This is a genomic window from Haladaptatus sp. AB643 (assembly GCF_024136975.1).
GTDB lineage: Archaea > Halobacteriota > Halobacteria > Halobacteriales > Haladaptataceae > Haladaptatus.
Genome location: NZ_JAMYJW010000002.1, coordinates 419,352 through 444,772 on the forward strand (window position 1 = coordinate 419,352; position 25,421 = coordinate 444,772).

A 25,421-nucleotide genomic window follows, 5' to 3' on the forward strand; every position below is an offset into this window, starting at 1 on the left:
CTCACAATGAGCAAACGAGAACACAGCGGCGAGAGAGACGGAACGGAATCGACATCGGAAGGAACGGAATCGACATCGGGACCAAAATCGGGACCGACGTCCGACGCGGCCACAGGACATCCGTCAGCGGGATACACCCGCCGAAACGTCATTCGGATGGCAGGGGCAACCGGCATCGGTTCGGTCGTCGCGGGAACGGCGGGAACCGCGACTGCCGACGACGACCCGACCGAAACCGGAGCGGACAGATCACCGCTGTCCCTGTGGTACGAATCACCCGCCAGCGAGTGGTTGGAGGCGCTCCCGCTCGGCAACGGCCGACTCGGGGCGATGGTGTACGGGACCCCTCGGACCGAGAGAATTCGGCTGAACGAGGAGACCATCTGGGCGGGGGGATTCGACGAGGAGCCGAAGAACAATCCGAACGCGGTGGCGGTCCTCCCGCGGGTTCGGGAACTCCTCCTCGCGGGCGAACACGAGGCGGCCGAGGCGCTCATCGACCCGGACATGCTCGGCGACCCACCGGAGTACGGAACCCTCATCAGGCCGTACCAGCCGTTCGGCGAACTCGAACTGGCGTTCGACCACGGCGACGTCACCGACTACCGTCGGGAACTCGATCTGGACGAGGGAATCGTCCGCGTGGGGTACGTCGCGGACGGGACCCGATACACCCGCGAAGTGTTCGTGTCGGCCGCTGACGACGCGCTCGTCGTCCGTCTCGAATCGGACGGGAAGATATCGACGTCGGTGGCGATGACGCGGGAACAGGACGCACGGACCGCGACCGAGGGGGACGAACTCGTCCTTCGCGGGACGGTCCAAAACCCAGCCCCTGGCGTCACCTTCGAAGGGAGGGTTCGGGCGTTCCCCGAGGGGGATTCGGGGACCGTCTCGGCGGAAGACGGGACGCTTCGCGTGCGCGACGCCGACGCCTTGACGCTCACCTTCGACGCCGCGACGGATTACCGCACGGACGAGGACCCGACCGCGGCCGTCTCCGAGGGACTGGATTCCCTCGAACCTCCCTACGGCCGACTGCGGCGGCGGCACGTCGAGGCCCACCGCGAACTGTTCCGGAGGGTCGAACTCGCACTGGGCGGAAACGACGGTCCGCCGATACCGACCGACGAGCGGTTGGAAGCGGTGCAAAACGGTGCTGACGACCCGCATCTCACGGAACTGTACTTCCAGTACGGACGCTACCTGTTGATGGGAAGCTCCCGACCGCCGAGCAGATTACCGGCCAACCTCCAGGGAATCTGGAGCACGTCCATGACGCCGCCTTGGCAGGCCGACTACCACAAGGACATTAACCTCCAGATGAACTACTGGCCCGCCGAGCGTTGTAACCTTTCGGACTGTGCCGCACCGATGGTCGAGTACATGGACTTCCTCCGCGGCCCCGGTGCGGAGACCGCGGCGGTCCACTACGACGCGGACGGCTTCGTGAACCACATCTCCTCGGACCCGTGGGGGAGCACCGAACCGACGTGGTTCGGCGGCGTCTGGCCGATGGGCGCGGCGTGGATGTGTCGGCGACTCTGGGAGCACTACGACGTGAACCGGGACGCGGAGTACCTCGAATCCGTCGCGTACCCGGTGATGAAGGACGCCGCGCGGTTTCTACTCGACTATCTCATCGAGGACGACGAGGGCCGACTCGTCACCGTTCCCTCGAATTCGCCGGAGAACTGGTTCGTGGACTCGGACGGGTACGAGGCGTTGTACGCCGTCGCGCCGACGATGGACATCGAACTGATCCGCGACCTGTTCGACAATACCATCGAAGCCGCGAAAATCCTCGACGCCGACCCGTCGCTCCGGGACGAGCTTTCCGAATCGGTCGCCCGACTGCCGCCGCTCCAAATCGGCGCGAACGGAACCCTGCAGGAGTGGCTGGAGGACTACGAGGAGTCGAACCCGGGACACCGACACATCTCCCACCTGTATGCGAACCACCCGGGAAGCGACATCACGCTCCGGGGAACGCCGATCCTGTCGAACGCGGCCCGGAACGCGCTCGAACGCCGATTGACCTACGGCGGTGGGTGGACGGGTTGGAGCAGGGCGTGGACGATAAACCAGTGGGCGCGGTTCGAGGAGGGTAACCTGGCGCACGAACACCTCCGGAAGTTGTTCGAGCAGTCCACGATTTCGAACCTCTTCGACATGCACCCGCCGTTCCAGATCGACGGCAACTTCGGCGGCACCGCGGGAATCGCGGAGATGTTCCTACAGGACCACGACGACGTACTCCGACTACTCCCCGCGCTCCCCGACGCGTGGGAATCCGGACGCGTGTCCGGCCTCAAAGCCGCTGGCGGGTTCGAGGTCGATCTCGAATGGGACGACGGCCGCCTCCGGCGTGCCGTCGTCCGCTCGTCGGCGGGCAACCGCTGTCGTCTCCGTACCTTCGGAGTTCAGTTGGACCCCGCATCGAACACGGACTGCGACGAATCCCTCGACCGAATCGGCCCGCAGGTCGTCGAGGTGGACACGCGTGCTGGAGAGGAACTCGTTTTCGAGGCCAAACCGGTCGAACTGCCGGATTTGACCTTGGATCCAAAGTCGATCTCCATCACCGAGACGTGGGAGACGACCCGAATCGAGGTACCGGTTCGGAACGACGGGACCGCGCGGTCGTCCCCGACGAGACTTCGATTCGTGGACGTGAGCGACTCCGACCGGCCGACGATAGCCGAACGGCGAATCCCGTCGATTCAACCGGGCGAGGCGTTCGACGCGACGGTCGAGGCGGCGACCGACGCCCTCCCCGAAATCGGACACGTTTGGGCCGTCATCGATCCGAACCGAACGCTCACCGACGGCGACCGGACGAACGACGTGACGCCGGTGGTCGAACGCGACGTGTCCGTCCACCCGACCGACGTGCAAGTCGAGCGAACGGGGGAAGCCATGCACACCGTGTCCGTCGTCGTCCGAAACGCGAGTCGAAGCGAGACCCCGCCGACGGCCGTCCGCGTCATCGACGTGACCGATGGTCATCCCTCGACCATCGGCGAGGCTCCGGTCGATGCCATCCCGTCGTACGGATCGTTCGAGGCGACCATCGAGTGGGACACCTCCTGTATCCCCGACGGCCCCCGCCAACTCCGCGTCGTCGTAGGCCCGGCGCGGCGACTGCGCGAACGCGACGAGACGGACAACAGCGCGAAAAAGGAAGTGACGGTTCCGGTTCGGTCCAACGACGGGGAGTAGTCTCCGTCTTTTTTCAGGCGTCCCCGTCGAACCCCGTCCGAGCGAGCGCCATCGGGTCGTCCTCCCCGACCGTGAACGGGCGGAGGAGGTACTCGAAAGACGTTTCTTCCGGTTGGACTTGGAACTCGTCGTAGGGTTCGACCGGCGTTCCGCCGACGCCGGAAACGCGGTGGTCGAGGTTGAACGCCACCGACCCGCGGTCTTCGAGTTCGTACTCGTATTCGGCTTCCGCGAGGTTCGAGAAGCGATTCAGGCTCACGTTCATGGGCTCGTCCGTCGCGGCGGCGAGCAGTCCGGCCCCGTCGTCGCCCGAGAGGGTCGCCCAGCGGGTATCCGCCTTGTTCCCGTTGTCCGTCGGCGGGATGTACGGGACGTACTGGTCGGCGACCGTTCCAGAGTACCGTCCGATATCGACGCCCGTCTTTCGGTCTGGATACGTCTCCTGCGGTCCGCGGCCGTACCATTCGAACCGGCCGAAACTGCTCGGCGCTTCGACCTGCAGGCCCACTTTCGGGAGGTAATCGGTGACGATGTCCCGCAACTCCGTGTTCGGCGTGGCATCGACGCTGACGGTAACCGCGCCGTTCCCGAAGACGTGGAACCTGTAGGTCGTCTCGAATCCAGCGGCTTTTCCTCCCGACTTCGCCTTCTTGCCCTTCGCGAAGCTCTTCACGTCGATTTCGACCAGCGAATCGTCCGGTCGCTCGACCGACACGGAATCGACGACGTTTTCGAGCGAATCCAACCCGGCCGTCTGCCAACTCGTGGCCTGTTCGCTTCCCCACGCCTGCACCTCGTTCATGATGGGTGCGCGCCACGCGTTGAACAGCGGCCCGCGTTCGAGCAGTTCCGTCCCCTCGTACCGCATCGAGGTGATAGTCCCGACGTCGGTGTCGAACCGGTACTCGAACCCGTCGCCCGTGACGACCACCCCGGCGTCCGTTTCGGAAGCGTCGAGCGACGGAAGGCTATCGAGCGACGGCGACCGTTTCACTTCCGCTTCGAACGGCAGTTCGAATTGCTCCCGGGACACCTCGTAGTCGGCCTCGGCGTACGCCGACGCCTCCGGGTTTCTGAACGAAACGTTCAGCCAGTATTCGGTTCCGGGGGTCGGTTCGCGCGGTTCCTCGAACGGAACCCGAACCACCCGCGTCTCGCCGGGTTCGATGTCCAGATTCAGTTCGCCCGACTGCACCGTCTTGTCGTCGGCGACGAGTTCCCATCGGTAGTCCACCGCAGCCGTGTTCGTGAAGTTGTAGTGATTGGTGACGTACAGCTCACCGTCTCTCAGGTCCGCCGGTGCGGCTTTTACGGGCTGTTGGCTGTGCTTGAGCTGCCAGAGTTCCGGTTGTGGCTCGCGGTCGGACCAGACCATCCCGTTGATGCAGAACGGGTTGCCGTCGTAGAAGGCGTACTCCACGCTCTCGCCGTCCACCGTCGTCGTCCGCGTCACGTCCTGGTTGACCCAGTCCCAGATGTACCCGCCTTGGAGACTCTTGTCGCGGAGCAGTCCCGCGAAGGTGTAGCTCAGGACGCCCTCGTCGGCCGCGATATCGCCCACGTCGTCCACCTCGTCCCCGGAGAGGGCACGGTCGATGGCGTGGATGGAGTCGACCGTCACGTCGAAACCGTTCTTCCGGTTTCCGTTACCGGGCGCGGGGCCGACGCGAACCGACTTCGACTTCGTCTTCGCGTCGAAGGACCCCAGCGCGTGGCCGAACTCGGCCACGCGCTCACCGTCGAGGTACAACCGCAACCGACCGCCGTCGCGGACGAGGACGAGCGTGTGCCACTCGTCGCTGTCCGCGGCCGTGGCCGCCACGGAGCCGCCGCCAGTGGCGACTTTTCCACCGAATTTGATCCGACCGTCCTCGCCGAGAGCGAGCACCGTTCGGTCACCCATCGAAACGAGGTCGGTTCCCGTCCCCGGTTCGACGCCCTCGAACGTCAGTGCGACCGTGAAATCGCCGGACGCGAAATCCGACGCGTCGGTCGGGAAGTCGATGTAGTCGCCGTCGCGGAACGTGACGCTTCCGCCCGTTCGCCCGACGCCGACCGTCGGCGACCCGACCAGCACGCCGTCGTTTCCGCTCCCACTCCCGTCGCGTGCCTTCCTGACCGTCGGCTGGATGTACTCCGACCACATCCGATGGACCAGGCCGAGGCTGGTTCCCATAGCGTGGTTGTACTCGCCCATCACGACCGGACGCTTGCCGTCGCCGGGCGACCCGTCGCCCGCCGTCTTGTCGCCGAACCGCGGACTGTCGCTCACGTCGTTCCCTGCCGCGAGGTCGAGAAGCGTGTCGAGATCGATGTAGCGCGGACCCAGCATGTCCGCGTACTCGATGTCCCAACCGCCGTGGTTTGGCTGGTGGTACAGGAGTCTGTCGGGCGCGAGCGCCTCGATGCCATCCCCGTCGAACGATTCGGCCGGTTCGGGTGCGAGGCGTGCCGCGTCCGCCGTGCTGTCCGGAACGTGCGGGTCGTCGGACCCGACCGCCAGCGCGGCCATGTTGATGTGTTCGGCCCCGGTCCCCGCTTCGTTGCCCGTGGACCACGCGAAGATGGACGCGTGGTTGCGGTCCCGGAGGAGCATCCGCCGGAAGCGCTCGACCGTCTGCTCGTGGAAGGCGGTCGTCTGGGCCAGAATTCCCTCCCACCAGTGGGTCTCACAGCACACCTCGCTCATCACGTAAATCCCGTACTCGTCGGCGAGTCGGAGATACGTCGGGTCGTTCGGGTAGTGGGATGTCCGGACGGAGTTGACGTTGAACTGTTTCATCCGCTCGAAGTCCGCCCGCATCGTCTCGACGGGGAGCGTCCGCCCCGAATCGGGGTCGGTCTCGTGGCGGTTCGTCCCGCCGAGGTTGACCGGTTCGCCGTTGACCAGCACCTGTGCGCCGGGACCGCCGCGGTTCACCTCGTAGGTCCGGAACCCGACCTTGTCGAGCACGACCTCCGTCGTCCGCCCGTTCTCGGCCACCAGTTCGAGCACGAGCGTGTAGAGGTTCGGGTGTTCGGCGGACCACTGTTTCGGGGCGTCCACGTCGGTTTCCAGCGTCACCACCCCGCCGTCGGAATCGACCGCCGTCGCGCCCGATAGCTCGACTTTCTTCGGTCCTCTTCCGTCGCCACAGTCCACGGTAGCGCTCCCTTCGTCGTCATCCTCGGGTTCGTGCAGGGTTCCGCGAACTTCGTACCTGCCGCGGGCATCGCCGTAGTTCGCGAGTTCGGCGGTGACTCGGAGGTGGCCGTCCTCGTACTCGTCGTCCAGTCCCGATTCGACGTCGAAATCCCTGACGTGTACTTTCGGCGTCGAGAACAGGTAGACGCTCCGGTAGATGCCCGAGTACCGGAACATGTCGATGGTCTCCATTGCCTCGCCATCCGAGAAGCGGTACACCTGCACCGTCAGTCGGTGTTCTTCGCCCGGCGTGACGTGGTCCGTGATGTCGAACTCGCCCGGCGTCATCGACCCCTGTTGGAAGCCGACGTACTCGCCGTCCACCCAGACGAAGTACGCCTGCTTGACGCCCTCGAAGTGGAGGAACGTTTCCCTCCCGTCCCAGTCCTCCGGGACGTCGAACGTCCGGCGATACGTGCCGGTCGGGTTGATGTCGGGGATATCGACGGTGCCGTCGTCGGCAGGTACCAGGTCCCCTTCGAGCGGCGGGTCGTAGTTCACCCACGTCTCCTGCCAGTTCGTGTAGATGTACTGGCCGTACCCCTCGATTTGCCACGGTCGGGGGACGGTGATGTCCTCCCACTCCGTTTCGTCGTGCGTCGACGGCCGTTCGTCGGGGCGCTCGTAGAACGCGAACTCCCAGTCGCCGTTCAGTAGTTCGAAGTACGCCGATTCCGCGAACCGCTCCTCGAACGCCGAGAACGGTTCGTCGGCGCGGCGGGCGGTTTCGGCGGACCCGTACGGTATCGTCGGCGTGGTGTGCGTGGGTTCGCGGTGCTGTGCGAACACGCTCGGGTCCTCGATGTAGTCGGTCAAGTTCTCTATCCGTCCGGGGCCGCCCCCCTCCGTCTCCGGTGTGTCCGTTGCAGACGGTTCGACCGCCGCCGCTCGGTTCACCTCGGTGGTGGCCAGCGGGACGAGCGCACCCGCCCCCGTCATCTGTAGGAACGTTCGTCGTGTCGCCCCCGTTCGGCTCTGCGTCTCGGAACTCCGTGAATCGTTCTTGCTCATTCGTATACCTCCGGCTAGAAAACCGCGTGTCGCCGTTTTCTACCCGTTGGGAAACAAATAGTGAGCAGTACTATTTAAAATGTATTGGGACTAATTTTTCATATTCGTTCACGAACGATACGATGGAACGGTCGGTCACTATACCGCGGAACGGCCACCCAACTGTCCACTGTTGTGCATATCAGGGAACGACAAAACGATATCTGGATTTTCTGTCATACTCGAACCATATGGCAAAATACTGCCTTATTGTATATTTCTTTACTACTATCTAGAATAATATTCGACGACTCTGGACTATTTGAAAACGTATGTCAACAACCATTCGACAGTGGTTCTCCCGACACTCGTTCTCCATCCTCGGTACGGTGATCCGTTCCACCGGTACGGCACCGGTAAACGCGCTCGGTGAGCGCGTCGTCAGATCTCGGTCACGCGTTCGTGTCGCTCGTCGACGGCGGCGGCGTCCTCGGGTAGCAGCGCGGCGACGAGATATCCGGCGTACTCGCTGAAGTACTCGATGAGCGTGCCGATCCTGTTCGAATCGATCGCTTCGAGCGAGTCCAACAGGATGAACGGCACGTATTCGTACACTTCGTGCACGAGATACCCGGCGAGGGCGAAGACGAGTCCCGTCACCTCACGCTCGCTTTCGCTGAGGTGGTCGATGGTGTCCTCGTACGTGGTCCCCGATTCCGTGCTCCGGATCACGTGCAGGTTGAACACGCTTTTGGTGACCTTGCGGCGTCCCTCCCGAACGTCCTGTTCGGTTCGGTCGATCCAGATTCGTTCGAGGTTGGCGTAATCGAGCAAGTCGAGCACGGTCTCCATGTGCTCGTTGAACTGCTCGACCGCCTCGGACTCCGTCCTGTCGATCCGCGTCCGGAGGTCCGCCAGTTCCTCCCGAACGTCCTCCCGCCGTTCCTCGATCCGCTCGCGTTCGCCGACCTGCGATTCGATCTCCTCGATTTCGGCCTCGACGTCGTCGAGGTCGGATTCGAGTCGCCCGAGTTCGAATTCGAGTTGATTCGCCTCCTTGTGAAGCGCCAGCACGTCGCTGTACTCCTCCTGTTCGAGTTCCTCGACCCGTCCCTCGAGGTCTTCGATCTCGTCGGTCAACTCCGTCCGCGTCCCGCGCAGGTCGTCCAACCGGGCTTCTCGGTCTTCGAGTTCCGATTCGAGTTGGTCGAGGCGCTGTTCCGTGCGTTCCCGCTGTCGCTGTGCCTCCTCTAGTTCCTGTTTTTCGTCCCGAAGTTCGGATATCTCGGATTCGAGCGACGAGCGCTCGGCGTGTTTCTCCCGTCGAAGCTCGTGAAGCCGTTCGACCGTCCCCTCGATCGACGATTTTTCGACCTCCGTTCCGCACGTCCAACAGACGACCGTTTCCGTGTCGGAGACGAGTTGGTCGGTGAGGGACTCGTTCGACTCCGTGTGCCCTCCGTGCTCTCCATCTCGAAGCGCCGAGAGCAGTTCGGGGCTCGTTCCCTCCAACATCTCCTCGTTGAACTGAATGATGGTCTGGAGCTCGGCCATCGTCGAATCCAGCCGTTGTTTTTCGTCCCGCCGTTGCTGGATTTGCTCCGTGATCATCGATACGTCCGTCTCCGACGCATCCGAATCGTCCGCCTGCTCGTCTTCGAGCGACGCAACTTCGTCCCGAAGCGCCTCGATGCTTTCCTCCTCGGTCGAGATGTTGTATCGGATATCCTCTAACCGTGAGCGCGTGTCGCTCAGTTCATCGAGTTTCTCTTCGAGTGCGGCCTTCTCGGATTTCGACTCGCCGACGTCCGCATCGGCGTCCTCCAACTCGGCTTCCTTCTCGGCCAGTTCGTCCTGTTTCTCCTCGATCTCGGTTCGCAGTTTGGTTCGTTTCTCTTCGAGCCCCGGTAGTTCCTCCTTGAGCGAATCGAGTTCGTCGAGCTCGTCGTCGAGTCGCCGTTTCTCGTCCCGCAGTTGTTCGATCTCGGCTTGGATCGCATCGGTGTCGATGGGGCGCATGATGAGGTCGCGCAGGTCGTCCCCGCGTGCGACCGCGCGGCGCGCTTCGTTCGATTCGAGCAGGAACGCGAAGAGGTCCGCGAGTTCCGGGTCGGCGAGATACGGGTCGCCGCTGGTCACGACCGTCCCGTTCTGGCGTGTCAACGTTCGCGTGTACGATTTGTCGCCGATAGTCATCTCGACGGTACCCTCCTCTGCGTCCCCTTTCAGCGAGGATTGGTCGCTACCGAGTGCCGCCATTATCGCCTGTAGCAAGGAGGTTCTGTTCGTCGCGTTGCGACCGGTGAGGGCGGTCACTCCGGGGGAAAAGCTGACTTCCGTTTGGTCGATGCCGCCGATGTTTTGGACGCTTAGATCCACCTGGTTCAAGGCTTTGTCCGATAGTTCCATAGGAACTCGTTGTGCTTCCTCCAATATAAATGGTTCATTTTCTGTGCGAGAAAATTACAGTACTATTTCTGTAATGGTAGCGGGGCTCTCTATCCTTTCGTCGGATGTTTCAGGAGTCGATATTTGAGGGATTTTTCTCCGCCGCGCTTGCGGGAGTTCGCCGGTTGGATTCTCCATTTTCGTCTCGTACTCACTGAAACTATCCGGTGCAAACGAATAGAATTATTCATATATTGGTGGTTGCCAATGAAATTACTATGGATCTTAACATCTGGGAAATTTCCGGTAGCGAATAAAAATCGTCACCCGCTGTGACGTCGTTTTTTACGACCTCGTCGGTACGCCGTCCGAAATATCCGAACGCACCTCGACGGGTACGAGGGACGTCGTACGTCCCGATGTGAGTCCTTCCATCGATTTCACTCACGCCTCCATCTTCCGTCGTTTTCAGGTTGTATCCCGTGTACGTCCCCACCGTCGGTTTTAGTACTGTTCGCCGATAACCGTTGCACTCTGCCGGACGTGCCGGACCAGTTCGGAGCGGTACGTCGAATCCTGTAATCTGTCCACCGGGCACGCGATCGAAAGCACGCCGAGTAGATCCGTCTCGGCGCACACCGGCGCTGCCACCACGCACATCCCCGGTATCTGTTGGTTGCAGTCCACCGCGTACCCGTCGTCTCGAATCGTTCGCAATTCGCTCCACAACACGTCCGCGTCGGTTATCGTTTGTTCCGTCACCGGATCCAAGCCGTGCGTTTCGAACACCCCCTCGACGTACTCGTCGGTGTGATGCGCGAGCAGAACCTTCCCGGCGGCGTGCGAATGGAGCGGTGTTCGCCGTCCGGGATACGTCCCCAGATTGAGCGCACGCGTCCCGCCTTCGTTGTGGAGAACGACCCACCGTCCCCGTTCTTCGACGCTGACGGTCACGAGTTCTCCCGTCTCGGCGGCCAATTCCGTTGCTACCGGCTTCGCGGCGTGAAAGAGACGGCTCCGATGCTTCAACCGACTCCCCATGGCCAGAAATCGGTATCCGACCTGATACTGACCGTCCCGTCGAACGACGTAGCCGGTCGCTTGCAACGTCTTAAGGTAATCGTGTGCGGTGCTTCGTGGCATTCCCATTTGTTTCGAAACGTCGGATGGCCCGGTTACGTTTCCTTCCCACAGTAGTTCGATGATTTCGAATGCGCGGACGACCGTTTGGAGGGGGGCAGATGTTCGTTCCATACCGATGCGAACAGTGTACGCTCCCATAATCGTTCGGTTATTTCGGACGATCGGAGCGACCATCTCCGTTCCACTCGCCTGTTCGTAACGAACTGCGGTGAAGAGCGTTGAACAACAGGGTGTCGTCGTCGGGCAAAGCGACTGCCGCACCGATTTATCGATCCGCGAGAAAGTGGCTCCCCGACCGCGTCGGATCGTTTCGTACGAAACCCTGCTCGCGGAGTCGATTCGTACTCGGACGTCGTCACCGAAGTCGCGGAGAGGACGGCAACGTCAGGAGAGACGGGGTCGTTACTCCGTTTCGAGCGGAAGCGACCCGTGTTCTGTCTCGAACTCCTCGAGTAATTCCTTCTTGTTGAACTTCCCGGTGGTCGTCTTCGGAACCGCATCGACGAAGACGATTTCGTCGGGGAGCCACCACTTCGGGAATCGTTTCAGGAGGTGTTCTTCGAGATCGCCCTCGGCAACGCCGTCCGCTGTGACGTAGGCGACCGGTCGCTCCTGCCACTTTTCGTGGGCGACGCCGATGACGGCCGCCTCCTCGACCCGTTCGTGACCCATCAGTTCGTTCTCCAGTTCGAGCGAGGATATCCACTCGCCGCCGCTCTTGATGATGTCGTCGAGTCGGTCCACGACCGTGAGGTAGCCGAATTCGTCGATGGTGCCGACGTCGCCGGTCTTGAACCACCCATCGTCGGAGAACGACGACTCGGTTTTCGCCGGGCGGTCGTAGTAGCGGTCGATAAGCCACGGCGCTCGTGCCTGAATCTCGCCCTCGGATTCGCCGTCGTGCGGAACCGGTTCGCCGTCCACGGTTCGGAGGCGGAGTCGGACGCCGGGCGCTGGGATTCCCGCTTTCATCCGGAACTCGTACTGGCGCTCCTGCGGGAGCGACTGTACTTCCGTCGTATCGAACGTGTTCACCAGATGCGGTGCCGCCTCGGTCATCCCGTACCCTTGGTAAACCGGCGCGTCGTACACCTCGTCGAACCGCTCGATGAGCCACTCCGGTGGGGATCCCCCGCCTATGATGACCTTCTCCAGCGACTCGACGGTGCGGTCCGAGTGGTCTCGGAGGTAGCCGTCTATCTCTATCCACACCGTCGGAACCGCCGTGCCGATGGTCACGTCCTCGGCGTCGATGAGTTCGAGGACGGCATCGGAGTCCGTGTAGTGGCCGGGAAGCACGAGCTTCGACCCGTAGAGCGTCCCCGAGTACGGGAATCCCCAGCCGTTGACGTGGAACATCGGAACGACCGGCAGGATGGCGTCGTTCTCGCCGATTCCGAAGGTGTCGACCATCCCGTGCATCATCGCGTGGAGATACAGTTTGCGGTGGGTGTACTGGACGCCCTTCGGGAGACCGGTCGTCCCCGACGTGTAACACAGCCCTGCCTCGGTATTCTCGTCGAGTTCGGGCCAGTCATAGCTCGTCGGTTGTCCCTCGATGAACGCTTCGTAGGACGTGACCGGATCGAGCGACGTCTCCGGAACTTCCTCGGGGGCTGCGTTGACCACGTACTGCTCGACGGTGTCGATTCGGTCGGCGATGGACTCGACCGTCTCGACGAACGCTGGATCAACGAAGAGAATGCGATCCTCGGCCTCGTTGATGATCTCGATGAGGTGTTCCTCGGGGAGTCGATGGTTGGTAGTGTGGATGCTCCGCCCACTACAACTCGGCCCGTAGTACAGTTCGTAGTGTCGGTAGTTGTTCATCGCCATCACCGAGACCCGGTCCCCCGTTTCGAGACCGAACTCGTCTTGCGCGTTCGCCAGTCGGCAAATCCGCTCGTACGCGTCGCCGTACGTGTAGCGATGAATCCCCCCGTCGGGGAGTTTCGTCACGATTTCCTTGTGGTCGTATAGGTCGTTCGCCCGTTGCAGGCACTTCGTTATGGTGAGTTCGTACTCGCTCATGGTCGGTCAGCTCCCCGCCGCTTCGGTTCGAACCGGTAGAAAACACGCTCGTGGTCGGCGGGGCCGTCGATTTCGACGACTTTCAAGGCCACCGGGTCGCCGATTTCGAGGTCGTCCACGTCCGCGTCGTCGATACGTGCGGACAACCGGACGCCGTCGAGTTCGACGACGCCGACGGTGAACGGTACGTCGTCGCCCATTCCGAGCGGTGCGCCGCCCCGAACGGCCGTGAACGCGTACAATTTGCCCTCGTCTGGGAGGGCAACGTACTCCAGTTCGTCGCTCGTACACTCCGGGCAGACGACTCGCGGCGGATAGTGTCGCTCGCCGCAGTTCCGACAGCGCGTCGTCGAGAGCACCCCGGCGCGGAGATTGTCGTAGAACTCGTGGATTCGCGTGTGTTCGTCGGTCTGTAGCTCGTAGAAGTCGAGCAGTCGCGGGAGTTCGATGGTTTCCGGGAGTTCGACCGTCGTCCGCCGGTCGCTCTCGCCGTTCATCCGTTTCCCGTTCGTCCGATCCTCATTCCTCCGCGTTTCGTTCCCTTCGTCGGTCATGGTCGCTCACGCTCCAGAATCATGATGCTGTGGACGGAACCGCTCCCGCTCAAGTTGTGTATCATTCCGGTTTCGGGATCGGGGACGCGTCGTTCCGACGGCACGTCGCCCGTGAACTGCGAGTGGATTTCGAGCGCCTGCGAGACGCCCGTCGCGCCGAGCGGGTGTCCGCATCCCAACAGGCCGCCGCGCGGGTTGACCGCGATGTCGCCGTCGAGTTCGCTCCGTCCGTCCTCGATGAACTGCCCGCCGTCACCCTTCTCGACCCAGCCCAGGTCCTCGTACTCGACGATTTCGCTGATGGAAAAGCAGTCGTGAATCTCCGCCACGTCGAGGTCGCGGAGTGGATCGTCGATCCCGGCCTGCTCGTACGCGTTTTCGGCGGCGACGGTCGCCTGCGGCCACGCCGACAGCGACGGGAGGTTGTTGATGGAGTTACTCGCCATACACGACTGTCCGCTCCCGGTTATCCACGTCGCCTCGTCGGTCACCTCGCGGGCCTTCTCCTCGCTCACGAGAAGCAGTCCCGCCGCGCCGTCCGTGACGCCGCTGCAATCGTACAGACACAGCGGCGGGGAGAGGGGAAACGACTCCAGTACGTCGTCCACGCTCACTTCCTTCCGAAACTGCGCGTAGTCGGTGTGGGCGGCATGGCTCTTGTTCTTCGCGCTGACCTGCGCGAGTTGCTCGCGGGTCGTTCCATATTCGTGCATGTGTCGCTGGGCGATCATGGCGAAGTAGGGCGGCGCGTTCAACCCGTTGACGCCGTCGAACTCCCGGTCGAGGACGTTCGTCATGCTCGCCTGCGCTTCCTCGCTCGCAGATTTCGGGAGGTTCATCTTCTCGACGCCGAGGACGAGCGCCACGTCGAGTTGCCCCGCTGCGATGGCGAGCCACGCGTACCGCAGCGCCGCCTGCCCGCTCGCACAGGCGAGTTCGGTGCGGGCGATCATCGAATCCACGTCGATTCCCAATAACTCGGCGACGAGCGGCGCGACGTGCGATTGGAACGCGAACCGTTCCGGTTGGACGGCACCGACGAACAGCCCTTCAACATCTTCCGGACCGATGCCAGGAACCGCGTCGAACGTCGCCTTCCCGGCCTCCTGCGCCAAATCCTTCCACGTCGCCTGTCGCCGCCCCCACGACGTGTGGCCGCCGCCAACGATGCCGACGTTACGCGTCATCTCCACCACCGAACTCAGGGTCGCGTCCCTGTCGGAAGGCGGTGACGCCCTCCAGCATGTCGTCGGTGCTGGTCAGGAGTCCGAAGCTCTTGCTTTCGAGTGCCAGCGCGGTGTCGAGGCTGGCGTCCTGCCCCTCGTGAACGACCTGCTTTGCGATTTTCAGTGCCGTCGTCGGCCCGCCGACGAAGTTTTGGACGAACTCGTCCACGGCCGAGTTCAACTCGTCCTCCGGTACGACTCGATTGACGATTCCCCAGTCTCGTGCGCGCTCGGCGTCGATCTGGTCGCCGGTGAACAGTAGTTCTTTCGTCCGCGTCTCGCCGACGAGACGGACGAGGCGCTGGGTCGCGCCGCCGCCGGGGATGAGACCGAGATCGATTTCGGGACTCGCGAACCGCGCCGAATCGGTCGCGACGCGGAGGTCGCATGCGAGTGCGAGTTCGAACCCAGCGCCGAGACAGAAGCCGTCTATCTTCGCGATCGTCGGGCGGTCGTACCGGTACACCGTCCGAAACACGTCGTCCACGTCCATCATCTCCGTCGGCGAGGACGTCATAAAGCCCGTGATGTCCGCCCCCGCAGAGAACGCTCGGTCGCCTGCCCCCTCGAAGACGACACAGACCACGTCGTCGCCGTCGATTTCCCGCGACAGCAGTCGGTCGACTTCCTCGAACATCTCGGGACAGAAGGCGTTGAGACGCTCGGCCCTATCGAGCGTAACCGTGAGAACGCCGTCCTCGGAGAGGTCGTAACTGACGTAGTGGAACGGACTACCCTCGCCGTGTTGGTAGAACCCTTCGCCCGCGTCCGCGCCTGTTTTTCCGGACTCGACGAGTTCGACGAGGTAATCCGCCGGGACGAATCGGCTTTCGCCCGTCTCGTCGTGGAGCGTTCGAAGTTTGTCGAGGACGGTATCGAGACCGAGTTTGTCCCCCGTCAAGCAGGTACCTTCGGGAAGGCCCGCACCCAGTCGCATTCCGATGTCGATCTCCTCCGGAGTCGTCACGTCGTTCCCGAGGAGTTTCGCCGCCTCGTTGACCATCAGCGCTTCGACGCGGAGCGTATCGAATCCTTCGCCGTCGTCGGGTTCGTACGTCGCACCGTCCCCGTCCTCGTACTGGTAGAACCCCGCTCCGGATTTCGTTCCGAGGTCGTCGCGCTCGACTCGTTCGGCGATAGGGTCGGGCGGTTTCTGCCCGGCCTCCTCGCGGAAGTGGTAGGCGATGTCGATACCGGTGTAATCGAGGAGTTCGAACGGCCCCATCGGGTATCCTCGTTCGTACACCATCGCCGCGTCGGCCTTCCGAACCGTCGTCTCGTCGGCGGCGAGCATCCGCGCGGGTTCCTCCATGAACGGGAGGAGCACGTTGTTCACCACGAAGCCGTGAACGTCCTTCCGGACGTGAATCGGCGTCTTTTCGAGCGCCTCGACGAAGTCGAACGCCGCATCGACCGTTTCGTCGCTCGTCACCTCACCCTCGATGACTTCCACGAGGTCCATCTTCACGGGCGGGTTGAAAAAGTGCGTCCCGACGACCCGTTCGGGGCGCTCGGTTGCGGAAGCGATTTCGGTGATACTGAGACTGGACGTGTTCGTAGCGAGGATGGCTCGGTCGGGTGCCGCCTCGTCGATGGTCGCAAACGTCTCCCGTTTCAACGCCATCTGTTCCGGAATGGCCTCGACGACGAGGTCGGCGTCGGCGACCGATTCTTCGAGGTCAATCGCCGTCGAGACCCTGCCGAGGACCGCCTCGGCATCCTCGTCGAGTCGTCCCTTCTTTTCGAGTTTCCCGAGCGACCACTCGATTTCCTCGTAGCCGTCCCGGACGAACTCCTGCTCGATGTCACGCAACACTACTTGATATCCGGCTATAGCCGCCACTTCCGCAATTCCGTGCCCCATGCTTCCGGCACCGAGAACGGTGACGCGGTCTATTGACTCCGATAGCATCACTCAGGATATCTGCGAGCATACGTTTCAACATTGTGGTCCGTGTAACCGAATGCCATATGGGCCATCGTCGCACCCTAATTACTCTAATCGTTCGCTGTGAGCGAACGATTCGACGCTCCGTTTCGGTCGGACGGCAGGGACGCGAAACGGGGCTATCGGGGGCCGTCAGGGCTACTGATACGCCAAGTTGACCTCCACGTCGTCCGCGGCGGCGAGGAGTCGTTCCACTAGTTCGCTTTCGCGCTCGTTTCTGGTAACTCGCCGTGCGGCGCCAGCGACCGATAGCGCGCCGCGAACTTCCCCTTCGAAAATCAGCGGGACGCCGATGGCGTGAATACCCGCGATGTCCTCCCCGTGATTGACCGCGTAGCCGCGTTCCCGGATGGTTTCGAGTTGTGTTCGCAGCGATTCCCGGTCGGTGATGGTGTTTTCGGTTTTTGCCGGGAGTCCGTGCCGGTCGATGATTCGCTCGACTTCGTCCGAGTGAAGGTGTGCCATAATCGCCTTGCCGCCGGAGTTGTGGTGGAGGTACGCCCGTGATCCGATGATCGATTCCTCGCTGATTTCGGTGTTCCCCTTCGCACCGTATAGAAACCAACTGAGGCCGTTTTCGGGGACAATCAACCAAACCATCTCGCCGGTCTCCGCCGCGAGGTCGTGGATTTGTGACTTCGCGGCATGATATAGTTCGTAGCTATCCCGAGCGTACTCGCCGACGTTCAGAAATTGGAGTCCGACGTGATAGGTGCCGTTTCGTTTCACCACGTATCCGTGCTCGGACATGGTGCTCAGATGCTTGTGGATGGAACTCTTGGCCATGTCCAACTCGCGGGCGAGTTCCGAAACGCCCGCCCCGTCCCGTTCCTGCAACTGTTCTATGATAGCGAATAGCGTTTCGTCGGATTTTATTCGCCCCGTGCCATCGATGCCTGCGCCCATAGTTGATAAACATCACGATTTATATTTAAATCTTGGCAGCCAGTGCCCTCGCTCGAACCGATTCTCGGCATGGCTGGAATCACGACGTTCTCCGTCTCTACGGGTTACCGCGAGTCTTCGAATCGAACGCATCGAAAAAGTAGTGGACGGCAGGACCGTCACCCGTAGTTCGCTATCATCGAACGAACGCCGAAATCACAGTTCGATTTTCGGTATCTGCCGTTCGCGTTCAACGTTACAATCATAGCAGCGTCATACTACTGTGAGCTCTTAGACGGCCGAAAATGGCCGATAAACCGCTCTTGTTGTCCCCTCGTGGTCATTTTGTCGTCCTCGACCTCACTCTCTTCCGAATGCAATCGTTCGTTGGCATCGAACACATGTCGTCGATCGAATCGCGAGTGTATAGCGGTCGGCTGATTGGTAGCGAGGGTGGACATTCGGTGGTGGAGGGTGAGCACTCGATAGGGAGTTCCGGAGGAGGAACGCTCGATGGTCGATTCCGTAGTAGACCTTCGTGGGTTGTGGGTTCCGTAGTGTAACGCTCGACAGCGTTCGATTCATCGAAGCGTTAGAAAGAGCGTAGCGGCGAACGGGTACATCAGCAGCATCTGGAGACGAATCGACCTGTCCCTCGATACGAAAGCGGAGACACACGCCGCACAAAGCGGGAAGACCGCCGCGATGGTCGTCAGTGGGGGAAACGTCCCGACGGCAATCAATCCTACGACGAGTGCTGAAGCGAGGAGGAACACCCCGATGCTGATCTCGTTCGCCGTGTCCGTACCGAGCGCGACCGGGACGGTTCGTTTCTCGATCGAACGGTCGAACTCGTAATCCTCCCTGTCGGTCGAAATCTTGACGGCCGAGAGGAGCACGAGGAACACGAGCGAAACTCCGATGATTCGAACCGGGAGACGGTGTGCTTGAACGAAAAACCCGCCGCCGATAGCCAACGCGATACCGACCGGATAGCCGACGGTTCCGCCGAGGGGATTCTTATCGAGATAGGGTGCGTGGAGCATCGCGAGTATCCACAGCGGGACGACCCACAGTACGGAGACGAACCCGACTGTCAGCCACAGCGCACCCAGAACGACGGCGAATCCGGTGCTGGCGACCCAAATCGACTGTCGGTTCGTTATGGCGGACAGGGCTGGCGTCTCCTCGCCGCGCAGGTGGCCGTCGACGTAGCCGTCCTTCAGGTGAGCCGTGTAGAGCGCGAGTCCGACCGCGAAAGCGTGGACCGTACCCGGAACGGCGGCGAACTCCCGGGCGAGAAGCCCCCCGAACAGCGACATCCCCACGGCGGGACCCATGAACGCGGGGTGGAGGTACGAGAGGAGTCCGCGGCCCTGTGAACGGGCGGTTTCGGCGAGCATGGGTATCGTTGCTCGAAGGCGTACAAAAATCCTCCCGTAATCGTCCTCCGACACGAGTGCAGATACCTCGCTAATCACAACAATTAATAGTCACTGTCGGTATGCTGTACCATACCGCAGATACACTATGAACTACTTAGAGGCGTTCGACCGAACCGCCCGAGTGCACACGACAGATACCGCTATCGTCACCGACGATGGTACCGAGTTCACCTACGAGGAACTCGACCGACGAAGCACCGAACTGGCGAACGCTCTCGAAGCGCGAATCCCGTCCGAGCGATGTGCGGTCCTCACGCGCAATGGGTCCGCCACCGTCGCATCGATGATCGCGGGACAGAAGCGCGGCGCGGCCACTGTCCAACTTCCGTTTCGGGGGAGTTCGAGGGAGCTAGTTTCGATGGCCGAGACGGCGGACGCGGCGGGCCTGATATTCGACGACGCGAACGCGGAGGCCGCGCTTTCGATGCTCGACGGCGGGGCGTTCGAGACCGCGATTCACGTCGGAACACGGAGCCTCGACCGTCCCGACGTGGAGTCATACGGGACCGTGCTCTCGGTTGCTCCATCCGATCGCGAGGAGGCATTGCCCGACGGAGACGAGTGCGCCGTGTTCTACACCAGCGGGACGACGAGCCAACCGAAGGCGGTCCGGTTCGATCAGGAACAAATGTGGCTCGGCGCGACGCAGGTCGTCATGGAACACGGCATCGACGAGACCGACGTCGCACTCGTGACGACGCCATGGTATCACATGGTGACGACCGACGCGTGGCTGTACCCTCACCTGCTCGCGGGGGCCACGCTCGTCCTGCACTCGCAATTCCATCCGGACGAGGCGCTCGAACTCATCGAGGAACACGACGTGACGGGGATGCTCGCCGTCCCGACGCAACTGAACGCGCTGAACGACGCGCAGGCCGACGCGAACTATGGTGTCGAATCGCTGTCGTACATCCGGACCGGCGGTTCGATAGTGACCGAGAGCCTGATCGAACGGACCGCGACACTGCTCACCGAAAACGTCTACAACACCTACGGGTTGACCGAAGGCGGACCGAATCTCGCGTTCGCCCACCCGTCCGTTCAAGCGGAGCATCCCGGAACCATCGGCAAAGAGTCGTTCGTCTGGGAGTTGCGCGTGGTCGAAGCCGCGACGCCGACCGAGCATCCGGACCCGACGGCGGTCGTTGATGCGGGCGAACGCGGCGAAATCATCGCCCGCGGTCCCGGAATGTCGACCGGGTATATCGATAACGAACGAGCCGAACGGAAGTCATACTTCGACGGGTGGGTCAGAACGGGCGACGTGGCACGGGTGGACGACGACGGATTCCTCTACGTCGTCGACCGCGTCGACAATATGATCGTCAGCGGCGGGGAGAACGTCTATCCTCGCGAAATCGAACGCGCGCTGGAGGAACACGAGGCGGTACGGGAAGTCTGCGTGTTCGGGGTGGACGACGATCACTGGGGGGAGGTAGTCACGAGCGTCGTGGTCACCGAGGAGTCGCTCGATGGGGGGTCACTCGATGCGGAGGAACTCGACGCGTTCTGCAGGAACCTCGACTCGCTCGCCGATTTCAAACGCCCGCGACGGTACGCCATTGTCACCGACTCCCTGCCGCGAACCGACACGGGAACGATACAGCGAGAGCGTCTCGTTGAGCGCCACTTCAGTTGACGCCGACTCGGACCGGAGTGTGAATACCGCTGGATCGGGAAAACGTATATCACGGTTCTCTCTCTATTGCCACCCTGTGAGTTTCAAACGAATGTTCGAATCGGACGCTATCGTGGATACTGGTACGTTCCGGACGCTATCGCGGGTTTCGATGTCCCGGACGACGGGAAACAGCGGAGACGAGGTGAACTGAAATGTACGAGCGCATCTGGACGGTGCGGTTTTCCGACGCCGACCCGTTCGGTATCGCCTACTACCCGCGTATCATCGAGGCCGTCCACGAGACCTCCGACATCTTCATGGAGGATATCGGTTTTCCGTTCTGGGAGATTTCACAGGACCACGGGTACGGTCTGCCCATTGTCGAGGTGAACTTCGAGTTCGAGAATCCCGTGGAGGCGGGCGATAAAGTTACCGTCGGACTCACGCCGTCGCTCGGCAATCGAAGCGTTCGGTTCGAGTACGTCGCGCGCTGCGACGGCGAAGTGGCGTTCTCGGGGTACGAACAACGCGTCTGCGCCCGCACCGGCAGTGAGGGTTCGATGGAACTGCCCGACGACCTCCGCGAAGCGTTGGAACCCTATGCCGACTGAGTCGGGTCTCGAACTTCGAGCAGTTCGTCGCGGACGATACGCTTTTGGGATTCCCATCGTCATGTACTACCATGGCCGAGTTCGACAACATCTACGCCGAGGAGAGTCCGTTCGTGCAGGCGCACTTCGACTGTCTGAGCTGTGGCGGAAAGCTCTGGGAGTACGCCATTCAGGGCCAGATGGTCTGTGAAGACTGCCGGTCAGTCTTCCCTTCCGACGAAGTTTTCGATGCGCAGGCGGAGTGACGATACGCGGTGTACGATTCGTCTTTTCGTGGTGATTCTGGGTTTGATGTGATCGGACCACCGAGCGGCAGATTTCGAACGTTCTCTCTGGTTCGCGACAACGAGACGTGTTTGATTGGTGTGTGATTGCAGTTACTGGAAGGCAGACCCCGAAACCCCCCGCTCGTTCGCTCCCCTGTCGCTCACGAGAACTCCCATCGTCGCTTCGCTCCTTGGTCGTCATCCACCGTCAGAGCGGAGCTCTGACGAGCCACTCGTTCACTCCGTTCACGAGGACCTCGCGCGCCGTGTCGATTGGTCGGTCTCGCACAGGGAATGTGGTGCAATGCGGCGGCGGTGCGGTTGCGGTTTCATTGCCGCTCGGTAGTTGTAATCCAAGAAAGGCCAACCAAATCTCTGCGTAACGAGCGGACAGGGGTGGTCTGCTTCGCAGCAACCGTAACTCTACACCACGCAAACACGCCTCTTCGAAGCGAACCAAATCCCCGTCGTCGCTCGTCTCCGACCACCACCAGATGGCCGTGTCCACTAGACTTATGATGAATCTGTGCGAATGTGTGACTATGGCTCAGAAGGACCCGGAGGAACTCTTAGAGCTGAGTTCCGGTACGCGAAGCATTCTGGAGGAACACGGCCTCCGCCCGCTCTGGGAGGTCGAGGACGACTTCGGGAACGTCATGGACGACCTCGAACCGGACATCTGGAAGTGGGAGGACATCCAGACCGCCATCGACAGCATCGAGGATGACGTGCCCATCGCCGACCTGCCGCCGGGATTCCAGCGGCGGGTCGCGGTTCCGATCAACACCGCGCTCGGCAACGCCATCTCGAACACTATCTACGTCGGGGTGCAGACGGTTTCGCCGGGGGAGACCGCCCCGTCGCACCGCCACTCGGCGAACGCCCTGCGGTTCACCATCGACGGTAACGAGGAGATGAAGACGGTCGTCGCGGGCGAGGAGTTCCCGATGCGCGACAACGACCTCGTCACGACGCCGCAGTGGGAGTGGCACGACCACGTCAACGACTCTGACGAGACAGCCGCATGGCTGGACGTCCTCGACCTCCCCCTCTTCTTGGACTCGCTGAACAAGCGACAGGTGTTCGAGAATCACGAACTCGAACGCCAACCCGTGACCAAAACGCAGGGCTACTGGGACTCCCAATACGGTCGCGGCCGCCCCGCCGATCAGCAGTCCGACGGTTCCATTCCGGGACCGTTCGAGGGCGTCCGCGAGGCGACGCCGCCGTACCGCTTCGGGTGGGACGAGATGCTGGAGACGCTCCGCCAGCGGTCCGACAACGACGAACCCGACCCGCATGACGGGTACAGTCTCGCGTACGTCAATCCAGCGACGGGGGACCAACCGCTGTTCCCGACGATGTCCTTTCGCGCGCAGTTGGTGAACGAAGGGCCGACGGACCCGCACTTCCACAACGCGACGGAGGTGTACTTCGTCATCGAGGGCGAGGGTGCGACCCACGTGGACGACGAGGCGCTGGAGTGGGGCAAGTGGGACATCTTCGTGGTGCCGCCGGACGCGACTCACCACCACGAACCCGACGACGAGGCGATTCTCCTCGGCATGACCGACCGACCGGTGTTCGAGGCGTTCAACTTCTACGCCGAGGCACAGCCCTCGTAGATGTAAAAAAGACCTCGTTTTCTCGTTCAGTACTGGCCGACTGAGGTCGGCGGACTGCCGTGCGGGCCGTAAGGTGCGTCGTCGAGCCACTCTCCGGCGCGCTCCCAGTGGTCGGAGGCGGCCGCCGCGAGGCGCTTTTTCGCCTTGGTGACCGGACTGTCCCCTTGGAGGTATTCGAGCGCCTGCCCGGCGGCATCCTTGTTCCAGGCTGCGGACCGCTCGCGTAGCGCGGCGTACTGCTCGACTTCGGCCCGTCTGACCGAATCGACGTTCGACTGCAATGCGACCGTGATGGCGGATGCCGCCGCGTCGGCGTCCGCGATACCGGAGTTCATCCCCCGCGCGCCGAACGGGGCGAACAGGTGTGCCGCCTCGCCCGCGAGCAGGACGCGACGGTGGTCGTCGATGAACCTGTCCGCGGTAACTTGGAGGAACTGGTAGGTCGATACCCACGAGACGCGGTCGCGGTAGCGTTCGCCGAGCGTCGTCGCCACGAGGTTGCTAATGACGTCGTCGTTGGCGAGACGCTCGGGGTCGTCGGTCTCCTTGCACTGGATATCGACCCGCCAACCGCCCTGAAACGGGACTAGCAGGACGTTTCGGCCGTCAACGGCCGGGTGGTCGTAGTGGAACACCCGCTCAAGTCGTCTCGGATTTTCGGGGTCCTCCTCCACGTCGGCGATGACGAACGAGTTCTTCGACTCCTCGCCGTCGAACTCGGCCCCGATTTGCTTGCGAACGGTCGAACCGGCACCGTCGGCACCGACGAGATAGGACGCCTCCCATTCGTCGCCGTCCTCCGTCTCGACGCGGACGCCGTCGAGGGACGACTCGACCGTTTCGACGGGAGAATCCCAGTGAACTTCGACGCCCGCGTCTTCGAGCGCTTCGAGCATGTAATCCTCCGTCCACACCTGTGGGAGACTGGTGAAGTGCGGTAGTTCGCCGGAGCCACCGGGATTCGAATACGTCCGTTCGAACACTTGTTTGCCGCGCCAGAGCGTCCGTCTCGTCGGCCAGACGATTCCCTCATCGGCGAGCTTTTTGCCCAACCCCGGACTGTTCTGTTCGAGGGTGTGAAGCGTCGCGCCGTGGATGTATATCGCCCGGCTACCGGGTCGTTCTCGGTCCTGCGGATCTGCTTCGAGGATCGTAACCGGAACGCCACGAGCGTGCAACGCGAGTGCGGCGGTCATCCCGGTCGGACCGGCACCGGTGACGATTACTGAAGACTCACTGCCACTTTCGTCGGAACCCATTCTACACCTAACGACGGATTCGCCCTATTAGTTAGTTTCCTTGTCGGAGACTCTCACATCCAACGACTGCGCGTTATATTCGGATTTCCAACGCAATCTTTTATGTGTACGCTGAACGGATATGGTTCCATGCGATTCGTCCACTTCGACGGCGACCGACTGGGACTGCTCACCGACGACGGGACCGGTATCATCGACCTGACCGAGCGATTGGGCATCGAGTCGAACGATCCGCTGCTCGAATACATCCGCGGCGAGTACGACGCCAGCGAGTACGCGGACGCATCTCCCGACCACGACCGGGACGACGTCGAACTCAACTCACCCGTCCAGCGACCCGGCAAGGTCATCGCCGCCCCGCTGAACTACGAAAACCACATCGAGGAGGCGTTAGCCGACCGCGATATCACCACCGAGGAGTGGTTTACCATCGAGGACAAGGGCTACTTTCTGAAGGCTCCGTCGAGCGTCGTCGGCCCGGACCACGGTATCGAGTTGCCGTTCGCTGACCGACGCACCGACCACGAAATCGAACTCGCGTTCGTGATGGACGACGACGTCAAGGACGTTCACGCGGACGACGCGTGGGACCACATCTTCGGCTACACCATCCTGTTGGACATCTCAATTCGTGGCGACCAGGACCGGTCGAACCGGAAATCCTACGACACGTTCACCGTCATCGGCCCCTGCGTCGTGACGCCGGACGAAATCGGCGACCCGCAGGACCTCGAAATGGAACTCCGACTCAACGGCGAGACGCGCCAGCAGGAGAACACCGGCGACATGGTGTACACCTGCGCCGACATCGTCCAGTACGCGTCCATCGGGTCGACTGTCGAGGCGGGCGACGTTATCACGACGGGAACGCCCGAGGGCGTGAGCGCACTCGAAGACGGCGACACCGTGGACGCCGAAATCGAGAACGTCGGTTCGATGAGCGTCGACGTCACAGGCAGCGACGTTCGATTCGAGGACGTGGACGTTCAGAAGGGCGGCCAGAACTGACTGCTAGAAGTA

General features: G+C 62.1%; 16 protein-coding genes. 6 read left to right on the forward strand and 10 right to left on the reverse strand.

The annotated features are described in order from the left end of the window. Positions 1-6: 6 nt before the first annotated feature. Positions 7-3,222, forward strand: coding sequence for a glycoside hydrolase N-terminal domain-containing protein (locus NKF25_RS06720; RefSeq protein WP_253225927.1), 3,216 nt, complete (start codon positions 7-9; stop codon positions 3,220-3,222). 13 nt (positions 3,223-3,235) lie between these two features. On the opposite strand, the gene NKF25_RS06725 is transcribed toward NKF25_RS06720, so the two are convergent. From NKF25_RS06725 to NKF25_RS06765, 9 genes are all read right to left on the reverse strand, one after another. After that, a complete protein-coding gene (locus NKF25_RS06725; RefSeq protein ID WP_253225928.1) occupies positions 3,236-7,417 on the reverse strand; it encodes a glycoside hydrolase family 2 TIM barrel-domain containing protein in 4,182 nt (1,393 codons plus the stop codon). 420 nt (positions 7,418-7,837) lie between these two features. Beyond that, on the reverse strand, positions 7,838-9,805 hold the full coding sequence (locus NKF25_RS06730; RefSeq protein WP_253225929.1) for an archaea-specific SMC-related protein: 1,968 nt from the start codon (positions 9,803-9,805) through the stop codon (positions 7,838-7,840). A gap of 483 nt (positions 9,806-10,288) precedes the next feature. Next, entirely contained in the window at positions 10,289-11,038 is a 750-nt protein-coding gene (locus tag NKF25_RS06735) for an IclR family transcriptional regulator (RefSeq protein WP_253225930.1), read from the reverse strand. Positions 11,039-11,329: 291 nt separating this feature from the next. Next, entirely contained in the window at positions 11,330-12,958 is a 1,629-nt protein-coding gene (locus NKF25_RS06740; protein WP_253225931.1) for a long-chain fatty acid--CoA ligase, read from the reverse strand. After that, positions 12,955-13,512 (reverse strand): Zn-ribbon domain-containing OB-fold protein, encoded by a 558-nt coding sequence (locus NKF25_RS06745; protein WP_253225932.1) that lies wholly within the window; start codon positions 13,510-13,512, stop codon positions 12,955-12,957. The genes NKF25_RS06740 and NKF25_RS06745 overlap by 4 nt, the downstream gene beginning before the upstream one ends. Beyond that, the gene (locus NKF25_RS06750; protein ID WP_253225933.1) at positions 13,509-14,699 is read right to left on the reverse strand and encodes a beta-ketoacyl synthase N-terminal-like domain-containing protein; all 1,191 of its coding nucleotides are present in this window, start codon (positions 14,697-14,699) and stop codon (positions 13,509-13,511) included. The genes NKF25_RS06745 and NKF25_RS06750 overlap by 4 nt, the downstream gene beginning before the upstream one ends. After that, on the reverse strand, positions 14,689-16,650 hold the full coding sequence (locus tag NKF25_RS06755; RefSeq protein WP_253225934.1) for a 3-hydroxyacyl-CoA dehydrogenase NAD-binding domain-containing protein: 1,962 nt from the start codon (positions 16,648-16,650) through the stop codon (positions 14,689-14,691). The genes NKF25_RS06750 and NKF25_RS06755 overlap by 11 nt, the downstream gene beginning before the upstream one ends. A gap of 174 nt (positions 16,651-16,824) precedes the next feature. Then, positions 16,825-17,592 carry an IclR family transcriptional regulator gene (locus NKF25_RS06760; protein WP_253225935.1) on the reverse strand — a complete coding sequence of 256 codons (768 nt, stop codon included), beginning with the start codon at positions 17,590-17,592 and terminating at the stop codon, positions 16,825-16,827. A gap of 560 nt (positions 17,593-18,152) precedes the next feature. Beyond that, on the reverse strand, positions 18,153-18,974 hold the full coding sequence (locus tag NKF25_RS06765; protein WP_253225936.1) for a UbiA family prenyltransferase: 822 nt from the start codon (positions 18,972-18,974) through the stop codon (positions 18,153-18,155). Positions 18,975-19,101: 127 nt separating this feature from the next. Here NKF25_RS06765 and NKF25_RS06770 point away from each other — a divergent pair, with 127 nt between their 5' ends. From NKF25_RS06770 to NKF25_RS06785, 4 genes are all read left to right on the forward strand, one after another. Beyond that, complete coding sequence (locus tag NKF25_RS06770) at positions 19,102-20,658, forward strand: AMP-binding protein (RefSeq protein ID WP_253225937.1); 1,557 nt, start codon at positions 19,102-19,104, stop codon at positions 20,656-20,658. Positions 20,659-20,852: 194 nt separating this feature from the next. Continuing rightward, the gene (locus NKF25_RS06775; protein ID WP_253225938.1) at positions 20,853-21,251 is read left to right on the forward strand and encodes a thioesterase family protein; all 399 of its coding nucleotides are present in this window, start codon (positions 20,853-20,855) and stop codon (positions 21,249-21,251) included. A 71-nt stretch (positions 21,252-21,322) separates the two neighbouring features. Beyond that, entirely contained in the window at positions 21,323-21,496 is a 174-nt protein-coding gene (locus tag NKF25_RS06780; RefSeq protein ID WP_253225939.1) for a hypothetical protein, read from the forward strand. A 563-nt stretch (positions 21,497-22,059) separates the two neighbouring features. After that, complete coding sequence (locus NKF25_RS06785; protein ID WP_253225940.1) at positions 22,060-23,142, forward strand: cupin domain-containing protein; 1,083 nt, start codon at positions 22,060-22,062, stop codon at positions 23,140-23,142. A gap of 26 nt (positions 23,143-23,168) precedes the next feature. Here the strand turns inward: NKF25_RS06785 and NKF25_RS06790 are convergent, their stop codons facing one another. Continuing rightward, on the reverse strand, positions 23,169-24,401 hold the full coding sequence (locus tag NKF25_RS06790) for an FAD-dependent monooxygenase (RefSeq protein ID WP_253225941.1): 1,233 nt from the start codon (positions 24,399-24,401) through the stop codon (positions 23,169-23,171). Between the two features lie 129 nt (positions 24,402-24,530). Here NKF25_RS06790 and NKF25_RS06795 point away from each other — a divergent pair, with 129 nt between their 5' ends. Then, positions 24,531-25,409, forward strand: coding sequence for a fumarylacetoacetate hydrolase family protein (locus tag NKF25_RS06795; RefSeq protein ID WP_253225942.1), 879 nt, complete (start codon positions 24,531-24,533; stop codon positions 25,407-25,409). Positions 25,410-25,421 lie beyond the last annotated feature (12 nt).

Bases quoted from the DNA above. Each gene is read 5' to 3' on its own strand.
- NKF25_RS06775 (WP_253225938.1), top strand. From the start codon at position 20,853: ATGTACGAGCGCATCTGGACGGTGCGGTTTTCCGACGCCGACCCGTTC.
- NKF25_RS06740 (WP_253225931.1), bottom strand. From the start codon at position 12,958: ATGAGCGAGTACGAACTCACCATAACGAAGTGCCTGCAACGGGCGAAC.
- NKF25_RS06750 (WP_253225933.1), bottom strand. From the start codon at position 14,699: ATGACGCGTAACGTCGGCATCGTTGGCGGCGGCCACACGTCGTGGGGG.
- NKF25_RS06735 (WP_253225930.1), bottom strand. From the start codon at position 11,038: ATGGAACGAACATCTGCCCCCCTCCAAACGGTCGTCCGCGCATTCGAA.
- NKF25_RS06720 (WP_253225927.1), top strand. From the start codon at position 7: ATGAGCAAACGAGAACACAGCGGCGAGAGAGACGGAACGGAATCGACA.
- NKF25_RS06745 (WP_253225932.1), bottom strand. From the start codon at position 13,512: ATGACCGACGAAGGGAACGAAACGCGGAGGAATGAGGATCGGACGAAC.
- NKF25_RS06785 (WP_253225940.1), top strand. From the start codon at position 22,060: ATGGCTCAGAAGGACCCGGAGGAACTCTTAGAGCTGAGTTCCGGTACG.
- NKF25_RS06770 (WP_253225937.1), top strand. From the start codon at position 19,102: ATGAACTACTTAGAGGCGTTCGACCGAACCGCCCGAGTGCACACGACA.
- NKF25_RS06760 (WP_253225935.1), bottom strand. From the start codon at position 17,592: ATGGGCGCAGGCATCGATGGCACGGGGCGAATAAAATCCGACGAAACG.
- NKF25_RS06725 (WP_253225928.1), bottom strand. From the start codon at position 7,417: ATGAGCAAGAACGATTCACGGAGTTCCGAGACGCAGAGCCGAACGGGG.
- NKF25_RS06795 (WP_253225942.1), top strand. From the start codon at position 24,531: ATGCGATTCGTCCACTTCGACGGCGACCGACTGGGACTGCTCACCGAC.
- NKF25_RS06780 (WP_253225939.1), top strand. From the start codon at position 21,323: ATGGCCGAGTTCGACAACATCTACGCCGAGGAGAGTCCGTTCGTGCAG.
- NKF25_RS06755 (WP_253225934.1), bottom strand. From the start codon at position 16,650: ATGCTATCGGAGTCAATAGACCGCGTCACCGTTCTCGGTGCCGGAAGC.
- NKF25_RS06765 (WP_253225936.1), bottom strand. From the start codon at position 18,974: ATGCTCGCCGAAACCGCCCGTTCACAGGGCCGCGGACTCCTCTCGTAC.
- NKF25_RS06730 (WP_253225929.1), bottom strand. From the start codon at position 9,805: ATGGAACTATCGGACAAAGCCTTGAACCAGGTGGATCTAAGCGTCCAA.
- NKF25_RS06790 (WP_253225941.1), bottom strand. From the start codon at position 24,401: ATGGGTTCCGACGAAAGTGGCAGTGAGTCTTCAGTAATCGTCACCGGT.